The following is a 19,033-nucleotide window of genomic DNA, read 5'->3' as shown; positions in this document are numbered from 1 at the left end:
CGTGTCGGGCCGGAATAGCGCGACAGTCGTACGTCCGTTCTGATGAATGGTACGCGGGTCGAACGGGTGTTCGACCCCGTACGGATAGTCGGTGGTCCTGTCCGGCCGGACGGTAACCCCCGCCACCGGTTCGCGTTGGGTTCTCCGGTTGCGCGGAGAGGGGGGAGTAGGTGGGCTGTCGGGTGGCGCGCCGGACACGCCGGTCAACTTGACCTCGGATCGCCAGCGACATACGGTCGACCCCTAGATGTAGTAGTCACATTGGCGTAAGTCGCCTACAGGTTGGGTTGGACTACCCACCGCGCTTCTGCACCGCCGAGCCGGCGGTCGTCCTGCGGGACGGCTCCGCCGTCCCTGCGTGTGCCCGGAGGTGGGTGGGGGCACCACTCGAAGTCGATCAAGGAGGTCGCGCTATGCGGTGTCCGTACTGCCGGCACGCCGACTCCCGGGTGGTCGACTCGCGGGAGGCGGACGACGGCCAGTTGATCCGTCGGCGGCGCTCCTGCCCGGAGTGCGGCAAACGGTTCACCACCGTCGAGGAGGCGGTGCTGGCGGTGGTCAAGCGCAGCGGGGTGACCGAGCCGTTCAGTCGTACGAAAATCATCGGCGGAGTGCGCAAGGCGTGCCAGGGGCGGCCGGTCGACGAGGACTCGATCGCGATCCTGGCACAGCGGGTCGAGGAGACCATCCGCGCCAAGGGGGCCGCCGAGATCCCCAGCCACGATGTCGGGCTGGCCATCCTGGGTCCCCTGCGGGACCTGGACGAGGTCGCCTACCTGCGATTCGCCAGCGTCTACCGGTCGTTCGACTCGCTCGCCGACTTCGAGCGGGAGATCGAGACGCTGCGAGCCGCCGCGCGCGCCCGGGAGGGTGCCGGGGCCGAAGCGGCCCACGCGCAGTGAACTTCTGAGCAGCAGTAGTGACAGTCGGATCACGCGGGGTGCCCGCGTGAGCGAGGGGGCGGATGAGATGCCGGGGGACGGTGCGACAACAAGCAGGTCACGGAACAAGGCGAACGCGGGCCTCAGGGTGGACCGGGTCTGGACCACCGAGGGCGTGCACCCGTACGACGAGGTCGCCTGGGAGCGCCGCGACGTCGTGATGACCAACTGGCGGGACGGCTCAATCAACTTCGAGCAGCGCGGGGTGGAGTACCCGGAGAGCTGGAGCGTCAACGCGGCCAACATCGTGACCACCAAGTACTTCCGGGGCGCGGTGGGCACCCCGGAGCGGGAGTGGTCGCTCAAGCAGTTGATCGACCGGGTGGTCACCACCTACCGCACCGCCGGTGAGGAGTACGGCTACTTCGCCACCCCGGCCGACGCCGAGGTCTTCGCCCACGAGCTGACCTGGATGCTGCTGCACCAGGTGTTCAGCTTCAACTCGCCGGTCTGGTTCAACGTCGGCACGCCCTCGCCGCAGCAGGTCAGCGCCTGTCTTCCGTACGACTCGCTGGTGAGCACCCCGGACGGCCTGGTGCCGATCGGCAAGCTGATCGAGGACGGGGCCGTCGGGACCAAGGTGTACGACGGAACCGGGCTAACCAAGATCGTCGCCGTCAAGGACAACGGTGTGCGGGAGGTCATCCGGCTGCACACCAAGGCCGGCTACCAGCTCGACGTCACCCCGGACCACGTCGTCTGGCTCAGCACCGGGGTCGGCACCGGGCGTTGGGTGGAGGCGGGCACCCTGGAGCCGGGTGACCAGCTCGAGTGGCACCGGACCTTCGCCCACGGCGAGGGCGAGATCGACCTGCGGGAGATCCGGGAGGCCGCCCTCGCGGGCTGGCTCCAGTCGGACGGGTTCGTCGGCCAGTACGCCGAGGGTGCCAACCGGTCGTTGACGATCGAGGCGATCACCGTCAACGACGACGAACTGGACTGGGTGACCGGCACCATCGACGAGGTCTTCCCGGACGCGCACCGCAAGGTTCGCACCGTGACGACCCAGGACGAGAAGCTGGACTGCCGGCGCACCCGCCTCCACGGCGAGCATCTGCGGCCCTTCGTGGACAAGTGGAACCTGTCGGTCCGGGGCGCCGACATGACGGTGCCGCAGCGGCTGTTCACCGCGCCGCTGCCGGTTGTCACGGCGTACCTGCGCAGCATTTTCCAGGCCGAGGGGTACGTCTCGTCCCGGGAGCGTTCGACCCTCGTGGCGGCGGACATGGTCTCCGAGCAGCTCATCCGGGGAGTGCAGAGCCTGCTGCTGCGGTTCGGGATCTTCTCCCGGGTCTCCCGGAAGGCCGACCCCCGGCCGAACCGGCAGGACATGTGGACCGTCCGGATCCAGAACGACGGTGACCGCGACGCCTTCGCCACCCACATCGGCTTCGTCGGCGCGGAGAAGATGGCCAAGCTTGAGGCCAGCTTCGCCACGCCGGGACGTCCGGCCAACGACGTCAAGCGGCTGGAGATCGACCGGATCGAGCCGCTGGGCGCGATGGCGGTCTACGACATCCAGACCGAGAGCGGCGAGTTCCTGGCCGGAAACCTCCGTGTCCACAACTGCTTCATCCTCGCCGTCGACGACTCGATGGACTCCATCCTCGACTGGTACAAGGAAGAGGGCCTGATCTTCAAGGGCGGCTCCGGCTCCGGGGTCAACCTCTCCCGGATCCGCTCCTCGCGGGAGCTGCTCTCCTCCGGCGGCACCGCCTCCGGCCCGGTCAGCTTCATGCGCGGCGCCGACGCGAGCGCCGGCACCATCAAGTCCGGCGGCGCCACCCGGCGCGCGGCCAAGATGGTCATCCTCGACGTCGACCACCCGGACATCGAGGAGTTCGTGGTCACCAAGGCGCGCGAGGAGGACAAGATCCGCGCGCTGCGCGACGCCGGGTTCGACATGGACCTGGGCGGCGCCGACATCGTCAGCGTGCAGTACCAGAACGCCAACAACTCGATCCGGGTCTCCGACGAGTTCATGGCGGCGGTCGAGCAGGGCGGCGGCTTCGACCTGCGCGGCCGACTCGACGGTGCCGTGATCGAGACCATCGACGCGCAGAAGCTGTTCCGCACCATCTCCCAGGCCGCCTGGGAGTGCGCCGACCCCGGCCTGCAGTACGACGACACCATCAACGACTGGCACACCTGCCCGGAGACCGGCCGGATCACCGCGTCGAACCCGTGCTCGGAGTACCTGCACCTGGACAACTCCTCGTGCAACCTGGCCTCGCTGAACCTGATGAAGTTCCTCCGCGCCGACGGTGGCTTCGAGGTGGAGAAGTTCGTCCGCAGCGTCGAGATGGTCATCACCGCGATGGACATCTCGATCTGCTTCGCCGACTTCCCGACCGAGAAGATCGGGGAGACCACCCGGGCGTACCGGCAGCTCGGCATCGGGTACGCCAACCTCGGTGCCCTGCTGATGGCGTCCGGCCTGCCGTACGACTCGGACCAGGGCCGTTCCCTGTCCGCCGCGATCACCTCGTTGATGACCGGCACGGCGTACCGCCGCTCGGCCGAGCTGGCCGGCATCGTCGGCGCGTACGACGGCTACGCCCGCAACGCCGAGCCGCACAAGCGGGTCATGCGCAAGCACGCCGCCGCCAACGACCAGATCAAGCCGGCCGGCACGGTGGCCAACGCGGTGGTCCGCGAAGCCACCAAGCAGTGGACCCAGGGCAACAAGATCGGCGACCGGAACGGCTGGCGGAATTCGCAGGCCAGCGTGCTCGCCCCGACCGGCACCATCGGCCTGATGATGGACTGCGACACCACCGGTGTCGAGCCGGACCTGGCGTTGGTCAAGTTCAAGAAGCTGGTCGGCGGCGGCTCGATGCAGATCGTCAACCAGACCGTGCCGCGCGCCCTGCGCAGCCTCGGCTACCACGAGGAGCAGGTGGAGGCGATCGTCGAGCACATCTCCGACCAGGGACACGTGGTGGATGCCCCCGGCCTCAAGCCGGAGCACTACCCGGTCTTCGACTGCGCCATGGGCGAGCGGTCCATCGCGCCGATGGGCCACGTACGGATGATGGCGGCGGTCCAGCCGTTGATCTCCGGCGCCATCTCCAAGACGGTCAACATGCCGGAGCAGGCCACCGTCGCCGACGTCGAGAAGATCTACTTCGAGGGCTGGAAGCTCGGCCTCAAGGCGCTGGCGATCTACCGGGACAACTGCAAGGTCGGCCAGCCGCTGTCGGCGGCGAAGAAGAAGACCGCCGAGCCGGAGGCGACCGCCACCGTGGTCGAGCCCGTGGTGGAGAAGGTCGTTGAGTACCGCCCGGTACGCAAGCGGCTGCCGAAGAAGCGCCCCTCGGAGACCATCTCCTTCTCGGTCGGCGGCGCCGAGGGCTACCTCACCGCCTCGTCCTACCCGGACGACGGCCTTGGCGAGGTCTTCCTCAAGATGTCGAAGCAGGGCTCCACCCTGGCCGGGGTGATGGACGCCTTCTCGGTGGCCATCTCCATCGGCCTGCAGTACGGCGTCCCGCTGGAGACGTACGTCAGCAAGTTCACCAACATGCGCTTCGAGCCGGCCGGCATGACCGATGACCCGGACGTGCGGATGGCCGCCTCGGTGATGGACTACATCTTCCGTCGCCTGGCGCTGGACTTCCTGCCCTACGAGCGCCGAGCCGAGATCGGCATCTTCACCGCCAAGGAGCGGGCCGCCCAGCTCGCCACCGAGGCGGAGGCGGAGGCCAACGGCACGGACCTCACCGCCATGGCCGCGTCCGCCCCGGTGGAAGACAAGCCGGACGAGCCGAAGAGCGGCCCGGTCGCCCAGCCGGCCCAGGAACTCACCGACGCGGCCGCGATCAAGCCGGCACCGTCGGTCGGTTCCAGCACCGAGCTGCTGGAGGCCGTGATCGGCAAGGCCGCCGACGCACCGCTCTGCTTCACCTGCGGTACGAAGATGCGCCCGGCCGGTAGCTGCTACGTCTGCGAGGGCTGCGGCTCCACCAGCGGCTGCAGCTGATCCACGAGTACGCGACGAGCCCCGGGTGGATCATCCGCCCGGGGCTCGTGGAACAGTCCTTAGACTGCCCGGGATGAGCGGCGAGCGAAAGCCCCTGGCGGCGCGGCCCCTGACCGAGCCGCACCCGTCCCGGCTGTCGCCCGAGCATCCCGGCCGGCAGCGGATCATCGCCGCGCACGATGCGGCCCTGGCTGCCGGGGACGCCGGCTACCTCGACCCGGACACCGGCCTGTTCGTGCTCAGTGCCGGCTTCCTGGCCCGCCGGGGTACGTGCTGCGGCCGGGGCTGCCGGCACTGTCCGTACGTCCAGTGACGGGTCAGGCGGCGGCGACGAAGACCCGGGAGGCGACCTCGCGGGGCAGCCGGACGCTCTCGCCGGAACGGTCGATCGACACGCCGTCGCGTTCCTGCGCGACGGTGACCGTGGCCCCGGGGTCGACTCCGGCGGCGTGCAGTTGGCGCAGCACCTCGGCGTCGGTCTGCACGCTCTCGCAGATCCGCCGGACGATCACCTTGCCGCTCAGGCCGGGGAAGGCGAGGTTGCGCTCGCTCTCGGCGGTCTCCGGTTCGGTCTGGGCGGGCGGACCCAGCGCGTCCAGACCCGGGATGGGGTTGCCGTACGGCGACCGGGTCGGCCGGTTGAGCAGGTCGTAGACCCGCTTCTCGACCGCGTCGCTCATCACGTGCTCCCAGCGGCAGGCCTCTTCGTGGGCCTCCTCGTAGGGCATCCCGATCACGTTGACCAGCAGCAGTTCGGCGAGCCGGTGCTTGCGCATCACCGAGACGGCGGTGGCGCGGCCGAGATCGGTGAGGCTGAGGTGCCTGTCACCCTCGACGGTGAGCAGGCCGTCGCGCTCCATCCGGGCGACGGTCTGGCTCACGGTGGGGCCGCTCTGGCGCAACCGTTCGGCGATCCGTGCGCGTAGCGGCGGCACTCCCTCCTCTTCGAGTTCGAGGATGGTGCGCAGGTACATTTCGGTCGTATCGACCAAGTCGTGAGACTTCATAGTGTCAGCGGCCCTCCGGGTATCGATGCTACCCTGCCGCACCCCGATCGACGGTCACCGAACCGCTGTTGCCGTCACTGATGGTGTTGACTGGATGCATGTCCGGTACAGACGATCTTCTGGTCGAGGCGCGGTCACTCGCTGCGGAACTCGACGGGGCCGAGCCGCCCACCCTGCTCGACGTGCGGTGGCGCCTGGTCGGCCCACCCGGCCGGGACGACTACGCGGCCGGGCACGTCCCGGGCGCGGTCTTCGTCGACCTGGACACCGCGCTCTGCGGCCCGCCCGGCCCGGCCGGCCGGCATCCCCTGCCCGACCCGGCCGCGTTGCAGGCGGCACTGCGGGCCGCCGGGGTGCGCGAAGGGCACCCCGTGGTGGTGTACGACGGCGGTGACGGCATGTCCGCCGCCCGCGCCTGGTGGACGTTGCGCTGGGCCGGGCACCGGCCGGTACGCCTGTTGTCCGGCGGATTCCCGGCCTGGTTGGCCGCTGGCCTGTCCACCAGCGACGACGTGTCGACGCCCGAACCCGGCGACGTGACCGTCCGCCCGGCTGCGCTGCCGGTGCTCGACGCCTCGGCCGCCGCCCGGCTGGCCGCCGCTGACGGGGTGCTGCTCGACGTGCGGGCCGCGCCGCGCTACCGGGGCGAACAGGAGCCGATCGACCCGGTCGCCGGGCACGTCCCCGGCGCGGTGAACGTGCCCGCCTCCGAGTACGTCACCGAGGGCCGCTTCCCGGCCGCCGAGGTGCTGAGGGACCGCTTCGCCGCAGCCGGGGTGGCCGCCGGGGCGCCGGTGGGGGCGTACTGCGGCTCAGGGGTGACCGCCGCGCAGGCGGTGCTCGCGTTGCATCTGGCCGGGCGTCCGGACGCCGCGCTGTACGTCGGCTCGTGGAGCAACTGGGTGGCCGACCCGGACCGGCCGGTGGCCACCGGCTCGGGCACCGACGCCTGACCAGGCCGGTTGCCCGGTCGCGTGCGACCATGGGCAGATGTCCGACGACACGGTGGTGATGTGGGACGAGTCGCTGCTCGCCTACGACCTCGGCGACCACCCGCTCGATCCGGTCCGGGTGGAGTTGACCCTCGCGCTCGCCTGGGAACTCGGCGTGCTGCACCGGCCCGGAGTCCGCATGGTCAAGCCGTACCCGGCCGACGACGAACTGCTCAGCCGGGTGCACGACCCGCGCTACCTGGGCGCGGTCCGGATGGCGCCGCGCGAACCGTTCTTCACCGGCTTCGGTCTGGGCACCTCGGACAACCCGGTCTTCGAGGGAATGCACGAGTCGAGCGCGTTGATCGCCGGAGCGACGGTGGCCGCCGCCGAGGCGGTGTGGCGGGGCCAGGCCCGGCGTGCGGTCAACGTGGCCGGTGGCCTGCACCACGCCATGGCCGACCGGGCCGCCGGCTTCTGCGTCTACAACGACCCGGCGGTGGCCATCGCCCGGCTGCTCGACCTGGGCGCGGAGCGCATCGCGTACGTCGACGTCGACGTGCACCACGGCGACGGGGTGCAGCAGATCTTCTGGGACGACCCGCGGGTGCTGACCGTCAGCCTGCACGAGACCCCGCTCGCGCTGTTCCCGGGCACCGGGTTCCCGGACGAGACGGGTGGCCCGAACGCCGCCGGCAGCGCGGTCAACGTCCCGCTGCCGCCCGGGGTGGAGGACGCCGGCTGGCAACGCGCCTTCCACGCGATCGTGCCGTCGGTGCTGCGCGCCTTCCGTCCACAGGTGCTGTTCACCCAGTGCGGGGCGGACGCCCACCGGGTCGACCCCCTCGCCGACCTGCACCTGTCGGTGGACGGGCAGCGCGCCACCTACCTGGCGTTGCGGGCGCTCGCCGACGAGCTGTGCGACGGCCGGTGGGTGGCCACCGGCGGGGGCGGGTACGCGCTCGTCGAGGTGGTGCCCCGGGCCTGGACGCACCTGCTGGCGGTGGCCACCGGCGCGCCGCTGGACCCGGCCACGCTGACTCCGCCGGGCTGGCGGGACCTGGCCCGGGCCCGGCGTCCCGGTGCCGACATCCCGCTGCGGATGACCGACGACGTCGACCCGGGCTACGAGCCGTGGCAGCCCACCGGCGAGCCGAACCCGGTGGACCGGGCCATCGCAGCCACCCGGAAGGCCGTCTTCCCGCTGCTCGGCCTCGATCCGTACGACCCGCGCGACTGAGCTGGCCGGGGGAGGGCCGCCCGAGGTGACCACAACCGAACCAGCCGTGGACGTGCTGCTCAGCGACGGCAGCACCGTCCAGTTGCGACAGATCCGCCCCTCCGACGCGGCGGCGATCGTCGAGATGCACTCCCGGTTCTCCGAGCGCACCCGCTACCTGCGGTACTTCTCGCCGTACCCGCGCATTCCCGAGCGGGACCTGCACCGCTTCGTCAACGTCGACCACCGCGACCGGGAGGCGTTCGTGGTGCTCGTCGGCGACCGGATCGTCGCCGTCGGCCGGTACGAGCGGCTCGGCCCGGCCTCGCCCGACGCCGAGGTCGCGTTCGTGGTCGAGGACGCATACCAGGGCCGGGGCATCGGCTCGGTGCTGCTGGAACACCTCGCCGACGCGGCCCGGCGCAGCGGGATCGTCAACTTCGTGGCCGAAGTGTTGCCGGCCAACGGCGCGATGCTGCGCGTCTTCGCCGACTTCGGCTACCAGATCCAGCGCCAGTTCGCCGACGGCGTGGTGCACCTGACCTTTCCGATCGCGCCCACCGAAGCGACCCTGGAGGTGCAGCGCGGGCGGGAGCACCGCACCGAGGCCCGGTCCATCGCCCGGCTGCTCGCCCCGCGCGGCGTGGTCGTCTACGGTGCCAGCGCCACCGGCCAGGGCGTCGGCGCGGCGGTGCTCGGGCACCTGCGCGACGGCGGGTACGCCGGGTCGGTGGTGCCGGTGCACCCGACCGCCGCCCGGGTGGCCGGGTTGCCCGCGTACCCGTCGGCGGTCGACGCCGGCCTGCCGGTCGACCTGGCCGTGGTGGCGGTGCCGCCGGAGTCGGCGCCCGAGGTGGTCGCCGACGCCGCGGTGGCCGGCGTACACGGCCTGGTGGTCATCTCGGCGGGCTTCGCCGAGGCGGGGATGGCGGGCGCCGCCGTGCAGCGCACCCTGGTGCGCGCCGCCCACGCGGCGGGCATGCGGGTGATCGGCCCCAACTGCCTCGGGGTGGCCAACACCGACCCGGCGGTACGCCTCAACGCCACCCTCGCGCCACGCCTGCCGGTGCCCGGCCGGGTCGGCATCTTCAGCCAGTCGGGCGTGTTCGGGGTGGCGCTGCTGGCCGAGGCGGACCGGCGCGGGCTGGGCCTGTCCAGCTTCGTCTCGGCCGGCAACCGGGCCGACGTCTCCGGTAACGACCTGTTGCAGTACTGGCAGGACGACCCCGCCACCGACGTGATCATGTTGTATCTGGAGACCTTCGGCAACCCGCGCAAGTTCGCCCGACTGGCCCGGCGGATCGGCCGCGACAAACCGGTGGTGGCGTTGGCCTCCCCGGCCCGCCCGCCCGGGCTGGGCGACTCCGCAGGCCCGGACGAGACGGCGGTGAGCGCCCTGTTCGCCCAGTCCGGGGTGATCCGGGTGGACACCGTCGCCGAACTGCTCGACGTCGGGGCGCTGCTGGCCAATCAACCACTGCCGGTCGGGAACCGGGTCGGTGTGGTCGCCAACTCCTCGGCATTGGCCGGACTGGCGGCCACCGCCTGCGCGGCACACGGCCTGCGGGTCGCACCGGGCTACCCACGCGACGTCGGTCCCCGGGCCAGTGCCGCCGAGTTCGGCGCGGCGCTCGCCGGGGCCGCCGCCGACGACTCGGTCGACGCGCTGGTGGTCCTCTTCGCACCACCGTTGCCGGGGCAGCTCACCGGCACCGAGGCGGACTTCGCCGCCGCGCTCACCGCGCCCACGACCGACAAGCCGACGGTGGCCACCTTCCTGGTCGGTCGGGCCCCGGCGGGCACGCCTGCCTACCCGAGCGTGGAGGAGGCGGTACACGCGCTGGCCCGGGTCACCGCGTACGCGAACTGGCGGCGTCGTCCCGCCGGCGTACTGCCCGATCTTTCCGATGTCGATCCGGTGGCGGCGCAGGTGGCGCTGCGGGCGGACGGTGGCGATCCGGAGGCGCTGCTCGCCGCGTACGGCATCGACGTGGTCGAGTCGGCGCGGATCGACTCGGTCGACGCGGCGGTCGACGCGGCGACGCGGCTCGGTTTCCCGGTGGCGCTCAAGGCTGCCTCCGGTGGACTACGGCACCGCCTCGACCTCGGTGCGGTCCGCCTCGACCTGCCCGACGCCGACACGGTCCGCCGCGCGTACGCCGAGCTGGCCGCCGTGTTCGGTGCGGACGTGCTGGTGCAGCCGATGGTGCCGCCCGGGGTGGCCTGCGTGGTGGAGCTGGTCGAGGACCCGGCGTTCGGCCCGGTGGTGGGCTTCGGTCTCGGTGGGGTCGCCACCGACCTGCTCGGCGACCGGGCCTGGCGGGCGGTGCCGTTGACCGACCGGGACGCGACCGAGCTGGTCGACGCCCCACGGGCGGCACCCCTGCTGCGGGGTCACCGTGGTGCCGCTCCCGTGGACCGGGCGGCCCTGGCCGACCTGCTGCTGCGCATCGGGCGGCTCGCCGACGAACAGCCCCGGGTACGCGCACTGACGCTGAACCCGGTGCTGGCCCGTCCGGACGGGTTGTCCGTGCTGCACGCCTCGGTCCGGATCGGCTCGGCCGCCGCCCGCCCCGACACCGGCCCCCGCCGTTTGTGAAAGGAAGGGTCCCCTACTAACGCCTCGTGTATAGGAAGGGACCCTTCCTTACATCGCGGCCGCCCGACACGAGCCGCCCGGGACGGTCGCACCCGGGCACATACGACCCCGGGCACATACGACATCGGCCCCGGCGCACCGCCGGGGCCGATCGCACACCAGTCACGTCAGGAGGCGTACGCTTCCAGCCGCTGCGCCCGCTCCGGGGCCCGCAGCTTGAGCAGCGTCACCTTTTCGATCTGCCGGATCCGCTCGCGGGACAGTCCGAACTCGCGGCCGACCTCGTCCAGGGTACGCTGCCGGCCGTCGTCGAGCCCGAACCGCAGCCGGATGACCGCCTGCTCGCGCTGGGACAGCGTGGCGAGCACGATGCTCACCTCGTTGCGCAGTTCGCCCTGGGCGGTGGCGTCGCCGGGCTCGCCGGCCGGGTCGACGGCGGCGACGAAGTCACCCAGTGCGCTTTCCCCGTCCTCGCCGACGGCCTGGTCCAGGCTGACCGGCTCCCGGTCGTACGAGATCAGCTCGATGACCTGGAACTCGGGTACGTCCAGCGCGTGGGCGACCTCGGCCACCGTGGGCTCCCGGCCCAGCGAGACGGACAGTTCGCGGCGGGCCCGGACCATCCGGTTGACCTGCTCGACCATGTGCACCGGGATGCGGATGGTGCGGGCCTGGTCGGCCATGGCGCGGGTGATGGCCTGGCGGATCCACCAGGTGGCGTAGGTGGAGAACTTGTAGCCCTTGGTGTAGTCGAACTTCTCGACGGCGCGGATGAGGCCGAGGTTGCCTTCCTGGATGAGGTCGAGGAAGGCCATGCCACGGCCGGTGTACCGCTTGGCGATGCTCACCACGAGGCGGAGGTTCGCCTCCAGCAGGTGGTTCTTGGCGGCCCGCCCCTGCTGCGCGACCACTGCCAGGTCGGCGTGCAGGTCGGCCGAGAGTGGGGTGCAGGTGGACAGCTTCTCCTCGGCGAACAATCCGGCCTCGATCCGCTTCGCCAGGTCCACCTCTTCGGCCGCGGTGAGCAGCTTGGTCCGGCCGATCCCGTTGAGGTACGCGCGGACCAGGTCGGTGGAGACGCCGCGCTCGTCGGTGGCGTCCAGGTCGGTAAGGGTGTCGACGCCGTGCTCCGCCTCGGTGCCGGCGCGCATCCGGTGCTCCATCATCTGCAGGGCCATCTCTGTCTCTCCCCGTTCCACGTCCGTGCCGTGTCGCCCCGGCCCAGTAGCAGCCGGTGACACCCAGCTTGGCGGGTGAGGCGTAAAACGGGAGTGAGGCGATCGGAGAACCGACAGTGACCGTTCCGTTACCCCCTCCTTGCGGGTCGGTGTGCCGGTTCGGCAGATGCGACTTGGTGGCGCCGGGTTACCGTGCCAGCGGTCGGCCGTCGGGCCGGCGCAACCCCGTACCCCGGGTGCCGGGATCGGGCGATCACACGACGGAGGCAACGGTGGTCTTCAAGCGGCTCATGCAGGCGATGGGAGTCGGCGGCCCGTCCGTGGAGACGGTGCTGACGAACTCGAACTGCCGGCCGGGCGGCGAGCTGACGGGCAGCATCGCGGTGACCGGAGGCGAGCACGGGGTGGACATCTCGTACGTGGCTCTGGGGTTGATGACCCGGGTCGAGGTGGAGAGCGGCGACAGCGAGTACGTCACGAACCAGGAGTTCCACCGGCAGCAGGTGACCGGCCCGTTTCGCCTGGAGGCCGGGCAGCGCTACGACGTCCCGTTCCGGTTCCCGGTGCCTTGGGAGATGCCGGTCACCGAGCTGTACGGGCAGCACCTGTACGGGATGACGATGGGGCTGCGTACCGAGTTGGAGGTGGCCCGGGCGCTGGACAAGGGTGACCTCGACCCGGTGGCGGTGCACCCGCTGCCGGCGCAGGAGCGGCTGCTGGAGGCGCTGCTGCGGCTCGGTTTCCGGTTCGCCCGGGCGGACGTCGAGCGGGGACACATCTACGGCGTGCACCAGACGTTGCCGTTCTACCAGGAGATCGAGTTCTATCCCGCGCCGCAGTACGCGGGTGCGATGAAGCAACTGGAGGTCACCTTCGTCGCCGATCCCCGGCAGATGCAGGTGGTGTTGGAGCTGGACAAGCGCGGCGGCCTGTTGAGCGAGGGACGGGACGTCTTCGGCCGCTTCACCGTCGACTACGCCACGATGGACCGTACGGACTGGGCGGCGCAGCTCGACGGGTGGCTGCGTCAGTCCCTGCAACGCCGGGGGCTCTTCGGCTGACCGGTGACCACGGGACGGGCGGGCGACGTGGTCCGACGCCCACCCGCCCCGTGGTCGCGCGTCAGAGGTCGAGGAGGATGGTGCGCGGCCCGACGTTGACGCTCTCGACCAGCATGTGCGTCCGGAAGCGGCCGGTGGCGACCGTCGCGCCGCGTTGACGCAGCGCCTCCACCACCGCGTCGACCAGGGGCTCGGCCACCTCGGCGGGAGCCGCTGCGGTCCAGCTCGGACGGCGTCCCTTGCGGGCGTCGCCGTAGAGCGTGAACTGGCTGACCACCAGGATCGGCGCCCCGACGTCGGCGGCGGACCGCTCGTCGTCCAGGATGCGCAGCTCGTACACCTTGCGGGCCAGCGTCCGGGCGGTCTCGGCGGTGTCCGTGTGCGTCACCCCGACCAGCACCAGCAGGCCGTCTTCGACCGCGCCGACCACCTCACCGTCGACGGTGACACCGGCCCGTCCGACGGTCTGCACCACCGCCCGCATCAGCGCCGTTCCTCGGTCGTCGTCGGGTCGTCGTACCCGGACGGCCGTGCCGGGTCGGGGCGCGTCACGACCGCACCGGCTCGATGAAGCCGCGTTCGACCAGGTGCGCCACGATCGGTCCGGCTGCCTCGCCGAGCTCGTCCGGGGTCACGTCGTGCGCGACGGCGAGCAGCGCGATCTGGTCGCGCAGCGGCAGGCGCCCGTCGGCGCCACCCACCAGCGCGAGTACCAGCGGATCGATCTCCTCGGTCCAACGCAGCCCGTGCGGCATGGTGAGGACCTGCCGGTCGACGCCCCAGCCCTCCGGGCCCATGGTCGCCTCCTGCCGCAACTGGAGCCCGTCGGCGGCGCGGTAGCGGGCGTCCAGCAGCCCGTCGGCGCCCTGCCGGCGCAGCCAGTCCTGCCGGTCGAACCAGGCCGCGACCCGGTCGCCCATCGGGGCCTGCACCCGCTGTCGCAGGTCCTCCACCCGCAGCACCGGGTCGTCGTGCCCGCCGCGACGCAGCGAGACGATGCCGAAGCCGATCGCCTCCACCTTGTGCGCGTCGAACCAGTCCAGCCAGTCGGCCATCCGCTGCGGGTCGGTCGCCTCGCCGACGTCGGTGAGCCAGAGGTTGACGTACGCCATCGGGTCGGCGACCTCGCGCTGGATCACCCAGGCGTCCAGGCCGGTCCCGGCGAACCAGCCGGCCACCCGCTCGCCCCAGTCCTCCCCGGCCACGTGCACCCAGTTCGCGAGGTACTGCATGGTGCCGCCCTCGGTGAGCAGCCCGTCGGCGGCGGCAGCCAACTCGGCGCCGATCGCGTCGCCGACCCGCCCCGAGTCGCGGTAGACGTGCGTGGTGGTGCCCGGCCCGACCACGAAGGGCGGGTTGCTGACCACCAGGTCGAAGCGGCGACCGGCGACCGGTTCCACCATGTCGCCGCGCAGCAGCTCCCACTGCTGGCCGTTGAGCGCGGCGGTGGTGGCGGCGAACCGTAGCGCCCGCCGGGAGACGTCGGTGGCGGTGACCTGCCGGGCGTGCGTACTCAGGTGCAGGGCCTGGACGCCGGAGCCGGTGCCCAGGTCGAGCGCGCTCCCCACCGGCTGCCGGACGGCCGCGCCGATCATTGTCTGGGTCGCCCCGCCGATGCCCAGCACGTGCTCGGCGTGCAGCGAGCGACCGGGGCGGGCGCTCGCCGGCACATCCGCCAGCACCCACCAGTCGTCGCCGTACGGTTCGAGGTCCAGCCCCATCCGCAGCCCGTCGCCGTACCGCTCGACGAGTCCGGCGGCGAGCGCCTCGTCGATCGAGAGCGGCGCCAGCGCGGCGGCGACGGCGGCCTCCGGCTCGGTCTGCTCGCAGACGAAGACCCGGATCAGGGTGGCGAGCGGATCACCGTCGGTGGTGGCGCGCAGCGCGGCCCGGAAGTCGTTGCGGGCCACCCCGCCGGTGGCCTGCGGGCCGAGCCGGGTGGCGATGCCGTTGGCGGTGAACGCGGCTCGCGTCAACGCGGTCCGCAGCGCCTCGACGCCGGCGGGGGAGAGCAGCATGTCGTTTCCGTCCACACCGCCATCCTGCCTGGTGACGTCGGGGCGGGGTGCGGGCGCCCGTGACAATCTCAGTCAATCGATGAACATCTCTGTCATGTTCATCGATCTAGCGCTAGCATCTCATCCATTCGAGTCCATGGGACGCACCGTCCGGCCATGACCCGGTCGGTCGTTCCGGTTAGGGAGGCAGACGATGTCCTCAGGGTTCACCGCGCGACGGCACGTCATCCGGGCGCTCGCCGTCGTCGCCACCGCGGCGGCCGTCTCGGCGGCCAGCACCACCGCGGCGGTCGCCGCACCCACCGGCGAGATCCGTGGCGCCGGCGCCGCGAACGCGGTCAGCGGCAGCTACCTCGTCGTCCTGCGCTCCGACGCGGTCGGCGCCGCCGGTTCGTCGGCGGCTCGCACCGCAGTGCCGGACCGGGCCACCGCCCTGGTCCAGCGGTACGGGGGCAGCGTCTCCGACACCTTCTCGGCGGCACTGACCGGCTTCGCCGCCAAGATGTCCGCGAAGCAGGCGGCCCGGCTCGCCGCCAACTCGGCGGTCGCGTACGTCGAGCAGGACCAAGCGTTCACCGTCCAGGCCACCCAGACCAACCCCACCTGGGGCCTGGACCGCATCGACCAGCGGAACCGTCCGCTGAGCGGCACCTACACCTACCCGAACACGGCCTCGAACGTACGGGCCTACATCATCGACACCGGCATCCGGACCACCCACAACCAGTTCGGTGGCCGGGCCACCTGGGGTACCAACACGGTCGACTCCAACAACACCGACTGCAACGGCCACGGCACCCACGTCGCCGGGACCGTCGGCGGCGCGACGTACGGCGTCGCCAAGTCCGTCCGCCTGGTCGCGGTGAAGGTGCTCAACTGCTCCGGTGGCGGCACCACCGCCAGCGTGGTCAACGGGGTCAACTGGGTGACCGCCAACGCGGTGAAGCCGGCCGTGGCGAACATGAGCCTCGGCGGCGGGGCCAGCAGCACGATCGACAACGCGGTGGCCAACTCGATCGCCTCCGGCGTCAGCTACGCGGTGGCGGCCGGCAACTTCAACGCCAACGCCTGCAACTACTCGCCTGCCCGCACCTCGACCGCCATCACCGTCGGCTCGACGACCAGCACCGACGCCCGGTCGTCCTTCTCGAACTACGGCTCCTGCGTGCACATCTTCGCGCCCGGGTCGAGCGTGCTGTCCGCGTACCACACCAGCAACACCGCGACCAGCACGCTGAGCGGCACCTCGATGGCCTCCCCGCACGTGGCCGGCGCCGCCGCGCTCGTGCTCTCGGCCAACCCGTCCTACACCCCGGCCCAGGTCAAGAACTACCTGACCAGTAACGCCACCACCGGCGTGGTGACCAGCCCGGGCAGCGGCTCGCCGAACCGCCTGCTGTTCGTGGTCAACTGACCCTGACGCACACCGGCCCGGCGGACGGCTCCAGCGTCCGCCGGGCCCGCGCGTGACCACCGAAGACCAGACCGAACCGGGCCGACGCCACCGGTGCCGACCAGGGCCCGCCGGACCACCGGTCGAGGTCAGGCGGCGAGGTCGACCGGGGACCTGCGCGCGGCGTCCGCCGGAAAGACCCGCGCCCGCGTCACCGACGAAGCCGGCCACCCACGGGTCGGCCGGTTTCCGGTAGACCGTGGTCGGCGCGGCGGCCTGCACCACCCGACCGTCGCGCAGCACCACCACCTTGTCGGCGACCGACAGCGCCTCACCCTGGTCGTGGGTGACCAGCATACCGGTCGCCCCGTCGGCGCGCAGCGCCTCGCGTACGTCGTGCCGCAGCCCGGCGCGCAGCCCCGCGTCCAGAGCGCTGAACGGCTCGTCGCGCAGCACCACCGACGGTCGGGGCGCGAGCGCGCGGGCCACCGCGACCCGCAGATGCGGGAAGAGGGCACCCTCCTGGGGCACCACCACGATGTGGCGCCGGTGCGCCGGCAGGTGCCGGCCGCCGCCCGCGACCACCGCGCCGTCGATCCGGATCTCGCCGCCGTCGAGCCGCTCGAAGCCGGCCAGGCAGCGCAGCAACGTGGTCTTGCCGCAGCCGGACGGCCCGAGCACCGCGGTCAACTGCCCGGACGGCACGCTGAGGTCGGCGCTAGCCAACGCGGTGACCCGCCCGTACCGCTTGACCACCCCGTCGAGCACGACGTCACTCATGCCACCCCTCCACTCCGTTGCGTGTTTCATGCGTTGCGTTCCCGGTCGAGCAGGCCGCTGCGGGCGACCAGCAGCCAGGTGGGTACCGCCGAGATCAGCACCAGCAGCGCGGCGTAGGGGGCCGCCGCCGCGTAGGCGCCGACGGCCGTACTCGTCCACAACTCGGTGGCGAGGGTGTCCGTGCCGGTGGGGCGCAGCAGCAGGGTGGCCGGGAGTTCCTTCATGCCGGTGAGGAAGACCAGCGCGGCCCCGGCGCCGATGCCCGGCAGGGTGAGCGGCAGGGCCACCGTGCGCAGCACGGTCCAGGGGCCACGGCCGAGCGACCGGGCCACCTCCTCCAGGCCGGGCCGGTCAGGTCGAACACCGATGCGGGCAACTCCTCGGCCTTCACCAGGTCGGCGTTGTACGCCAGCACCCGGGCGCGGGCGCTCACGCCGACCCACTGGCCGTTGCCGGCGCGGTAGGACGCCGGCACCTTCGCCGTGGTCTCCTCGGCGAGCGTGGTGAACATGCCCTGCTTGGCCACGGTGCCCAGGGTGCCCGCGTCCTGCGCGAAGAACACGTCGGCGGGGGACCGGTCGCCCTCCTCCACGAGCTGGGCGGCGAGTTGCGCGGTGTTCGCGTACCGGGCGTTGACGGTGATCGACTTGTCGGTCGACTGGCCCGAGTCTGCCGCCGCGTCCGTCCTCCTCACCTGATCCGCAGGCGGCCAGCCCGACGGTGAGCAAGCTGGCGGCGAGCAACGCGCCGGTGGTACGGCGGGTGAGAAGCACGATGAACCCTTTCCTCCGCGGCCCGGGGCGACCGAGCGCCGGAGTTAGCACGGCCTAACCTAATCCGGAATCAAGCTGAGTGTTGGATCACCTGCTGCGGCCGGGGCGGGCAGGATGAGGGGCATGACACTCGCACTGCCCATCGACCCGGAGGCGAACCGGCTGCTCACGCAGAGTCCGCTGGCGCTGCTGACGGGGATGGTTCTGGACCAACAGGTCTCGATGGAGAAGGCGTTCTCCTCGCCGTACGTGCTGGCCCAGCGGCTCGGTCACGACCTGGACGCCCGGGAACTCGCCGAGTACGACCCGGAGGCGTTGGTGGCTCTCTTCGCCCAGCCGCCGGCGCTGCACCGGTTCCCGAAGGCGATGGCGGCCCGCGTGCAGGAGGTCTGCCGGGCGCTGGTCGACCGGTACGACGGCGACGCCGCCCGGCTCTGGGCCGACCCCGCCGACGGTGCGGAACTGCTCACGCGGATCACCGCCCTGCCGGGGCTCGGCCGGCAGAAGGGGCAGATCTTCCTCGCCCTGCTCGGCAAGCGGTTCGGCGTACGACCGCCGGGCTGGCAGGAGGCGGCCGGCGGCTACGGCGAGCCGGAGGTCCACCGGTCGGTGGCCGACGTCACCGACGCCGAGTCGTTGCGCCTGGTCCGGGAGTACAAGCAGCAGCAGAAGGCGGCGGCGAAGGCGAAGGCCGCCGGGGGCTGAGCGGTCCGGCGAGGCGATGGCCCGACGAACGTCGTCGTGGGCCCGGTCGAGGTGACAGGATGGGAGCGACCCCTCAAGGAGGTACACGGTGAAGCATCAGGCGTACCGGCCGATCCTCATCACCGACGCCTCGCGCAGCCAGCACGACCAGCTCACCAGCCGGCAGCGGCGGTACGTCGCGATGATGGGCGTCCGGGTGGCCTGCGTGATCGTGGGCGCGATCCTGGTCGGCATGCGGGCGCCCCTGCTCTGGCTCTGGCTGCCGCTGGTGGCGCTGGGCATGATCGTCGTCCCGTGGCTCGCGGTGCTGCTGGCCAACGACCGGCCGCCGAAGGAACAGCACCGTCTGATCGGCCGGTCGGCACGGCGGCGGCAGGAGGCACCGACGATGAGCCTCACCGCCGAGGAACGGCCGCACAAGGTCATTGACGCCGAGCCCTGACGC

Annotated in this window: 13 protein-coding genes and 6 pseudogenes; 12 read left to right on the top strand and 7 right to left on the bottom strand. The window is 71.8% G+C overall.

Features of this window, described 5'->3' with window-relative positions; genetic code table 11:
• The first annotated feature begins 413 nt into the window (after window positions 1-413).
• From nrdR to ID554_RS04275, 5 genes and pseudogenes are all read left to right on the top strand, one after another.
• Window positions 414-902 carry a transcriptional regulator NrdR gene (nrdR, locus tag ID554_RS04285; RefSeq protein ID WP_117226604.1) on the top strand — a complete coding sequence of 163 codons (489 nt, stop codon included), beginning with the start codon at window positions 414-416 and terminating at the stop codon, window positions 900-902.
• Window positions 903-969: 67 nt separating this feature from the next.
• Window positions 970-1,441, top strand: a pseudogene (locus tag ID554_RS32680) (vitamin B12-dependent ribonucleotide reductase); the annotation flags it as partial.
• 14 nt (window positions 1,442-1,455) lie between these two features.
• Window positions 1,456-2,319 (top strand): annotated as a pseudogene (locus ID554_RS32675) (LAGLIDADG family homing endonuclease); the annotation flags it as partial.
• 180 nt (window positions 2,320-2,499) lie between these two features.
• Window positions 2,500-4,923, top strand: a pseudogene (locus ID554_RS32670) (vitamin B12-dependent ribonucleotide reductase); the annotation flags it as partial.
• A 73-nt stretch (window positions 4,924-4,996) separates the two neighbouring features.
• The gene (locus ID554_RS04275; protein ID WP_117226603.1) at window positions 4,997-5,236 is read left to right on the top strand and encodes a DUF5522 domain-containing protein; all 240 of its coding nucleotides are present in this window, start codon (window positions 4,997-4,999) and stop codon (window positions 5,234-5,236) included.
• A 4-nt stretch (window positions 5,237-5,240) separates the two neighbouring features.
• Here ID554_RS04275 and ID554_RS04270 read toward each other — a convergent pair whose 3' ends face one another.
• Window positions 5,241-5,930 (bottom strand): metal-dependent transcriptional regulator, encoded by a 690-nt coding sequence (locus tag ID554_RS04270; protein ID WP_117226602.1) that lies wholly within the window; start codon window positions 5,928-5,930, stop codon window positions 5,241-5,243.
• A 98-nt stretch (window positions 5,931-6,028) separates the two neighbouring features.
• On the opposite strand from ID554_RS04270, the gene ID554_RS04265 reads away from it, so the two are divergent.
• From ID554_RS04265 to ID554_RS04255, 3 genes are read left to right on the top strand one after another with little or no spacing between them, the layout of a single operon-like run.
• Complete coding sequence (locus ID554_RS04265) at window positions 6,029-6,883, top strand: sulfurtransferase (RefSeq protein WP_117226601.1); 855 nt, start codon at window positions 6,029-6,031, stop codon at window positions 6,881-6,883.
• A gap of 37 nt (window positions 6,884-6,920) precedes the next feature.
• Window positions 6,921-8,102 (top strand): acetoin utilization protein AcuC, encoded by a 1,182-nt coding sequence (locus ID554_RS04260; RefSeq protein WP_117226600.1) that lies wholly within the window; start codon window positions 6,921-6,923, stop codon window positions 8,100-8,102.
• Between the two features lie 25 nt (window positions 8,103-8,127).
• Complete coding sequence (locus ID554_RS04255; protein WP_117226599.1) at window positions 8,128-10,680, top strand: bifunctional acetate--CoA ligase family protein/GNAT family N-acetyltransferase; 2,553 nt, start codon at window positions 8,128-8,130, stop codon at window positions 10,678-10,680.
• A gap of 167 nt (window positions 10,681-10,847) precedes the next feature.
• Here ID554_RS04255 and sigB read toward each other — a convergent pair whose 3' ends face one another.
• Window positions 10,848-11,858: an RNA polymerase sigma factor SigB gene (gene sigB, locus ID554_RS04250; protein WP_117226598.1), complete on the bottom strand. Its 1,011-nt coding sequence runs from the start codon at window positions 11,856-11,858 to the stop codon at window positions 10,848-10,850.
• A gap of 272 nt (window positions 11,859-12,130) precedes the next feature.
• On the opposite strand from sigB, the gene ID554_RS04245 reads away from it, so the two are divergent.
• A complete protein-coding gene (locus tag ID554_RS04245; protein WP_117226792.1) occupies window positions 12,131-12,919 on the top strand; it encodes a sporulation protein in 789 nt (262 codons plus the stop codon).
• Between the two features lie 61 nt (window positions 12,920-12,980).
• Here the strand turns inward: ID554_RS04245 and dtd are convergent, their stop codons facing one another.
• Together dtd and ID554_RS04235 are read right to left on the bottom strand one after the other, a co-directional pair.
• On the bottom strand, window positions 12,981-13,403 hold the full coding sequence (gene dtd, locus ID554_RS04240; protein ID WP_117226597.1) for a D-aminoacyl-tRNA deacylase: 423 nt from the start codon (window positions 13,401-13,403) through the stop codon (window positions 12,981-12,983).
• Between the two features lie 64 nt (window positions 13,404-13,467).
• Complete coding sequence (locus tag ID554_RS04235; RefSeq protein ID WP_117226596.1) at window positions 13,468-14,952, bottom strand: DUF7782 domain-containing protein; 1,485 nt, start codon at window positions 14,950-14,952, stop codon at window positions 13,468-13,470.
• A 178-nt stretch (window positions 14,953-15,130) separates the two neighbouring features.
• Here ID554_RS04235 and ID554_RS04230 point away from each other — a divergent pair, with 178 nt between their 5' ends.
• Window positions 15,131-16,351: a S8 family peptidase gene (locus ID554_RS04230; protein WP_117226595.1), complete on the top strand. Its 1,221-nt coding sequence runs from the start codon at window positions 15,131-15,133 to the stop codon at window positions 16,349-16,351.
• 99 nt (window positions 16,352-16,450) lie between these two features.
• Here the strand turns inward: ID554_RS04230 and ID554_RS04225 are convergent.
• From ID554_RS04225 to ID554_RS04215, 3 pseudogenes are all read right to left on the bottom strand, one after another.
• A pseudogene (locus ID554_RS04225) lies at window positions 16,451-17,110 on the bottom strand (ABC transporter ATP-binding protein); the annotation flags it as partial.
• A 26-nt stretch (window positions 17,111-17,136) separates the two neighbouring features.
• A pseudogene (locus ID554_RS04220) lies at window positions 17,137-17,457 on the bottom strand (ABC transporter permease subunit); the annotation flags it as partial.
• Window positions 17,415-17,886 (bottom strand): annotated as a pseudogene (locus tag ID554_RS04215) (extracellular solute-binding protein); the annotation flags it as partial. The pseudogenes ID554_RS04220 and ID554_RS04215, both read right to left, overlap by 43 nt.
• Window positions 17,887-18,006: 120 nt before the next feature.
• Between ID554_RS04215 and ID554_RS04210 the strand changes: the two are divergent.
• Together ID554_RS04210 and ID554_RS04205 are read left to right on the top strand one after the other, a co-directional pair.
• Complete coding sequence (locus ID554_RS04210; RefSeq protein ID WP_191088712.1) at window positions 18,007-18,588, top strand: HhH-GPD-type base excision DNA repair protein; 582 nt, start codon at window positions 18,007-18,009, stop codon at window positions 18,586-18,588.
• A gap of 88 nt (window positions 18,589-18,676) precedes the next feature.
• Window positions 18,677-19,030, top strand: a complete 354-nt coding sequence (locus ID554_RS04205) for a DUF3099 domain-containing protein (RefSeq protein ID WP_117226593.1) — start codon at window positions 18,677-18,679, stop codon at window positions 19,028-19,030.
• Window positions 19,031-19,033: the final 3 nt, after the last annotated feature.

This window comes from Micromonospora craniellae, assembly GCF_014764405.1.
Classification (GTDB): Bacteria; Actinomycetota; Actinomycetes; order Mycobacteriales; family Micromonosporaceae; genus Micromonospora; species Micromonospora craniellae.
This window is presented reverse-complemented; position numbering and strand designations above follow the sequence as displayed.

Excerpts from the sequence above, each read along its gene's own strand:
- nrdR (WP_117226604.1), top strand. The coding sequence starts at position 414 with ATGCGGTGTCCGTACTGCCGGCACGCCGACTCCCGGGTGGTCGACTCG.
- ID554_RS04275 (WP_117226603.1), top strand. The coding sequence starts at position 4,997 with ATGAGCGGCGAGCGAAAGCCCCTGGCGGCGCGGCCCCTGACCGAGCCG.
- ID554_RS04270 (WP_117226602.1), bottom strand. The coding sequence starts at position 5,930 with ATGAAGTCTCACGACTTGGTCGATACGACCGAAATGTACCTGCGCACC.
- ID554_RS04265 (WP_117226601.1), top strand. The coding sequence starts at position 6,029 with ATGTCCGGTACAGACGATCTTCTGGTCGAGGCGCGGTCACTCGCTGCG.
- ID554_RS04260 (WP_117226600.1), top strand. The coding sequence starts at position 6,921 with ATGTCCGACGACACGGTGGTGATGTGGGACGAGTCGCTGCTCGCCTAC.
- sigB (WP_117226598.1), bottom strand. The coding sequence starts at position 11,858 with ATGGCCCTGCAGATGATGGAGCACCGGATGCGCGCCGGCACCGAGGCG.
- dtd (WP_117226597.1), bottom strand. The coding sequence starts at position 13,403 with ATGCGGGCGGTGGTGCAGACCGTCGGACGGGCCGGTGTCACCGTCGAC.
- ID554_RS04230 (WP_117226595.1), top strand. The coding sequence starts at position 15,131 with ATGTCCTCAGGGTTCACCGCGCGACGGCACGTCATCCGGGCGCTCGCC.
- ID554_RS04210 (WP_191088712.1), top strand. The coding sequence starts at position 18,007 with ATGACACTCGCACTGCCCATCGACCCGGAGGCGAACCGGCTGCTCACG.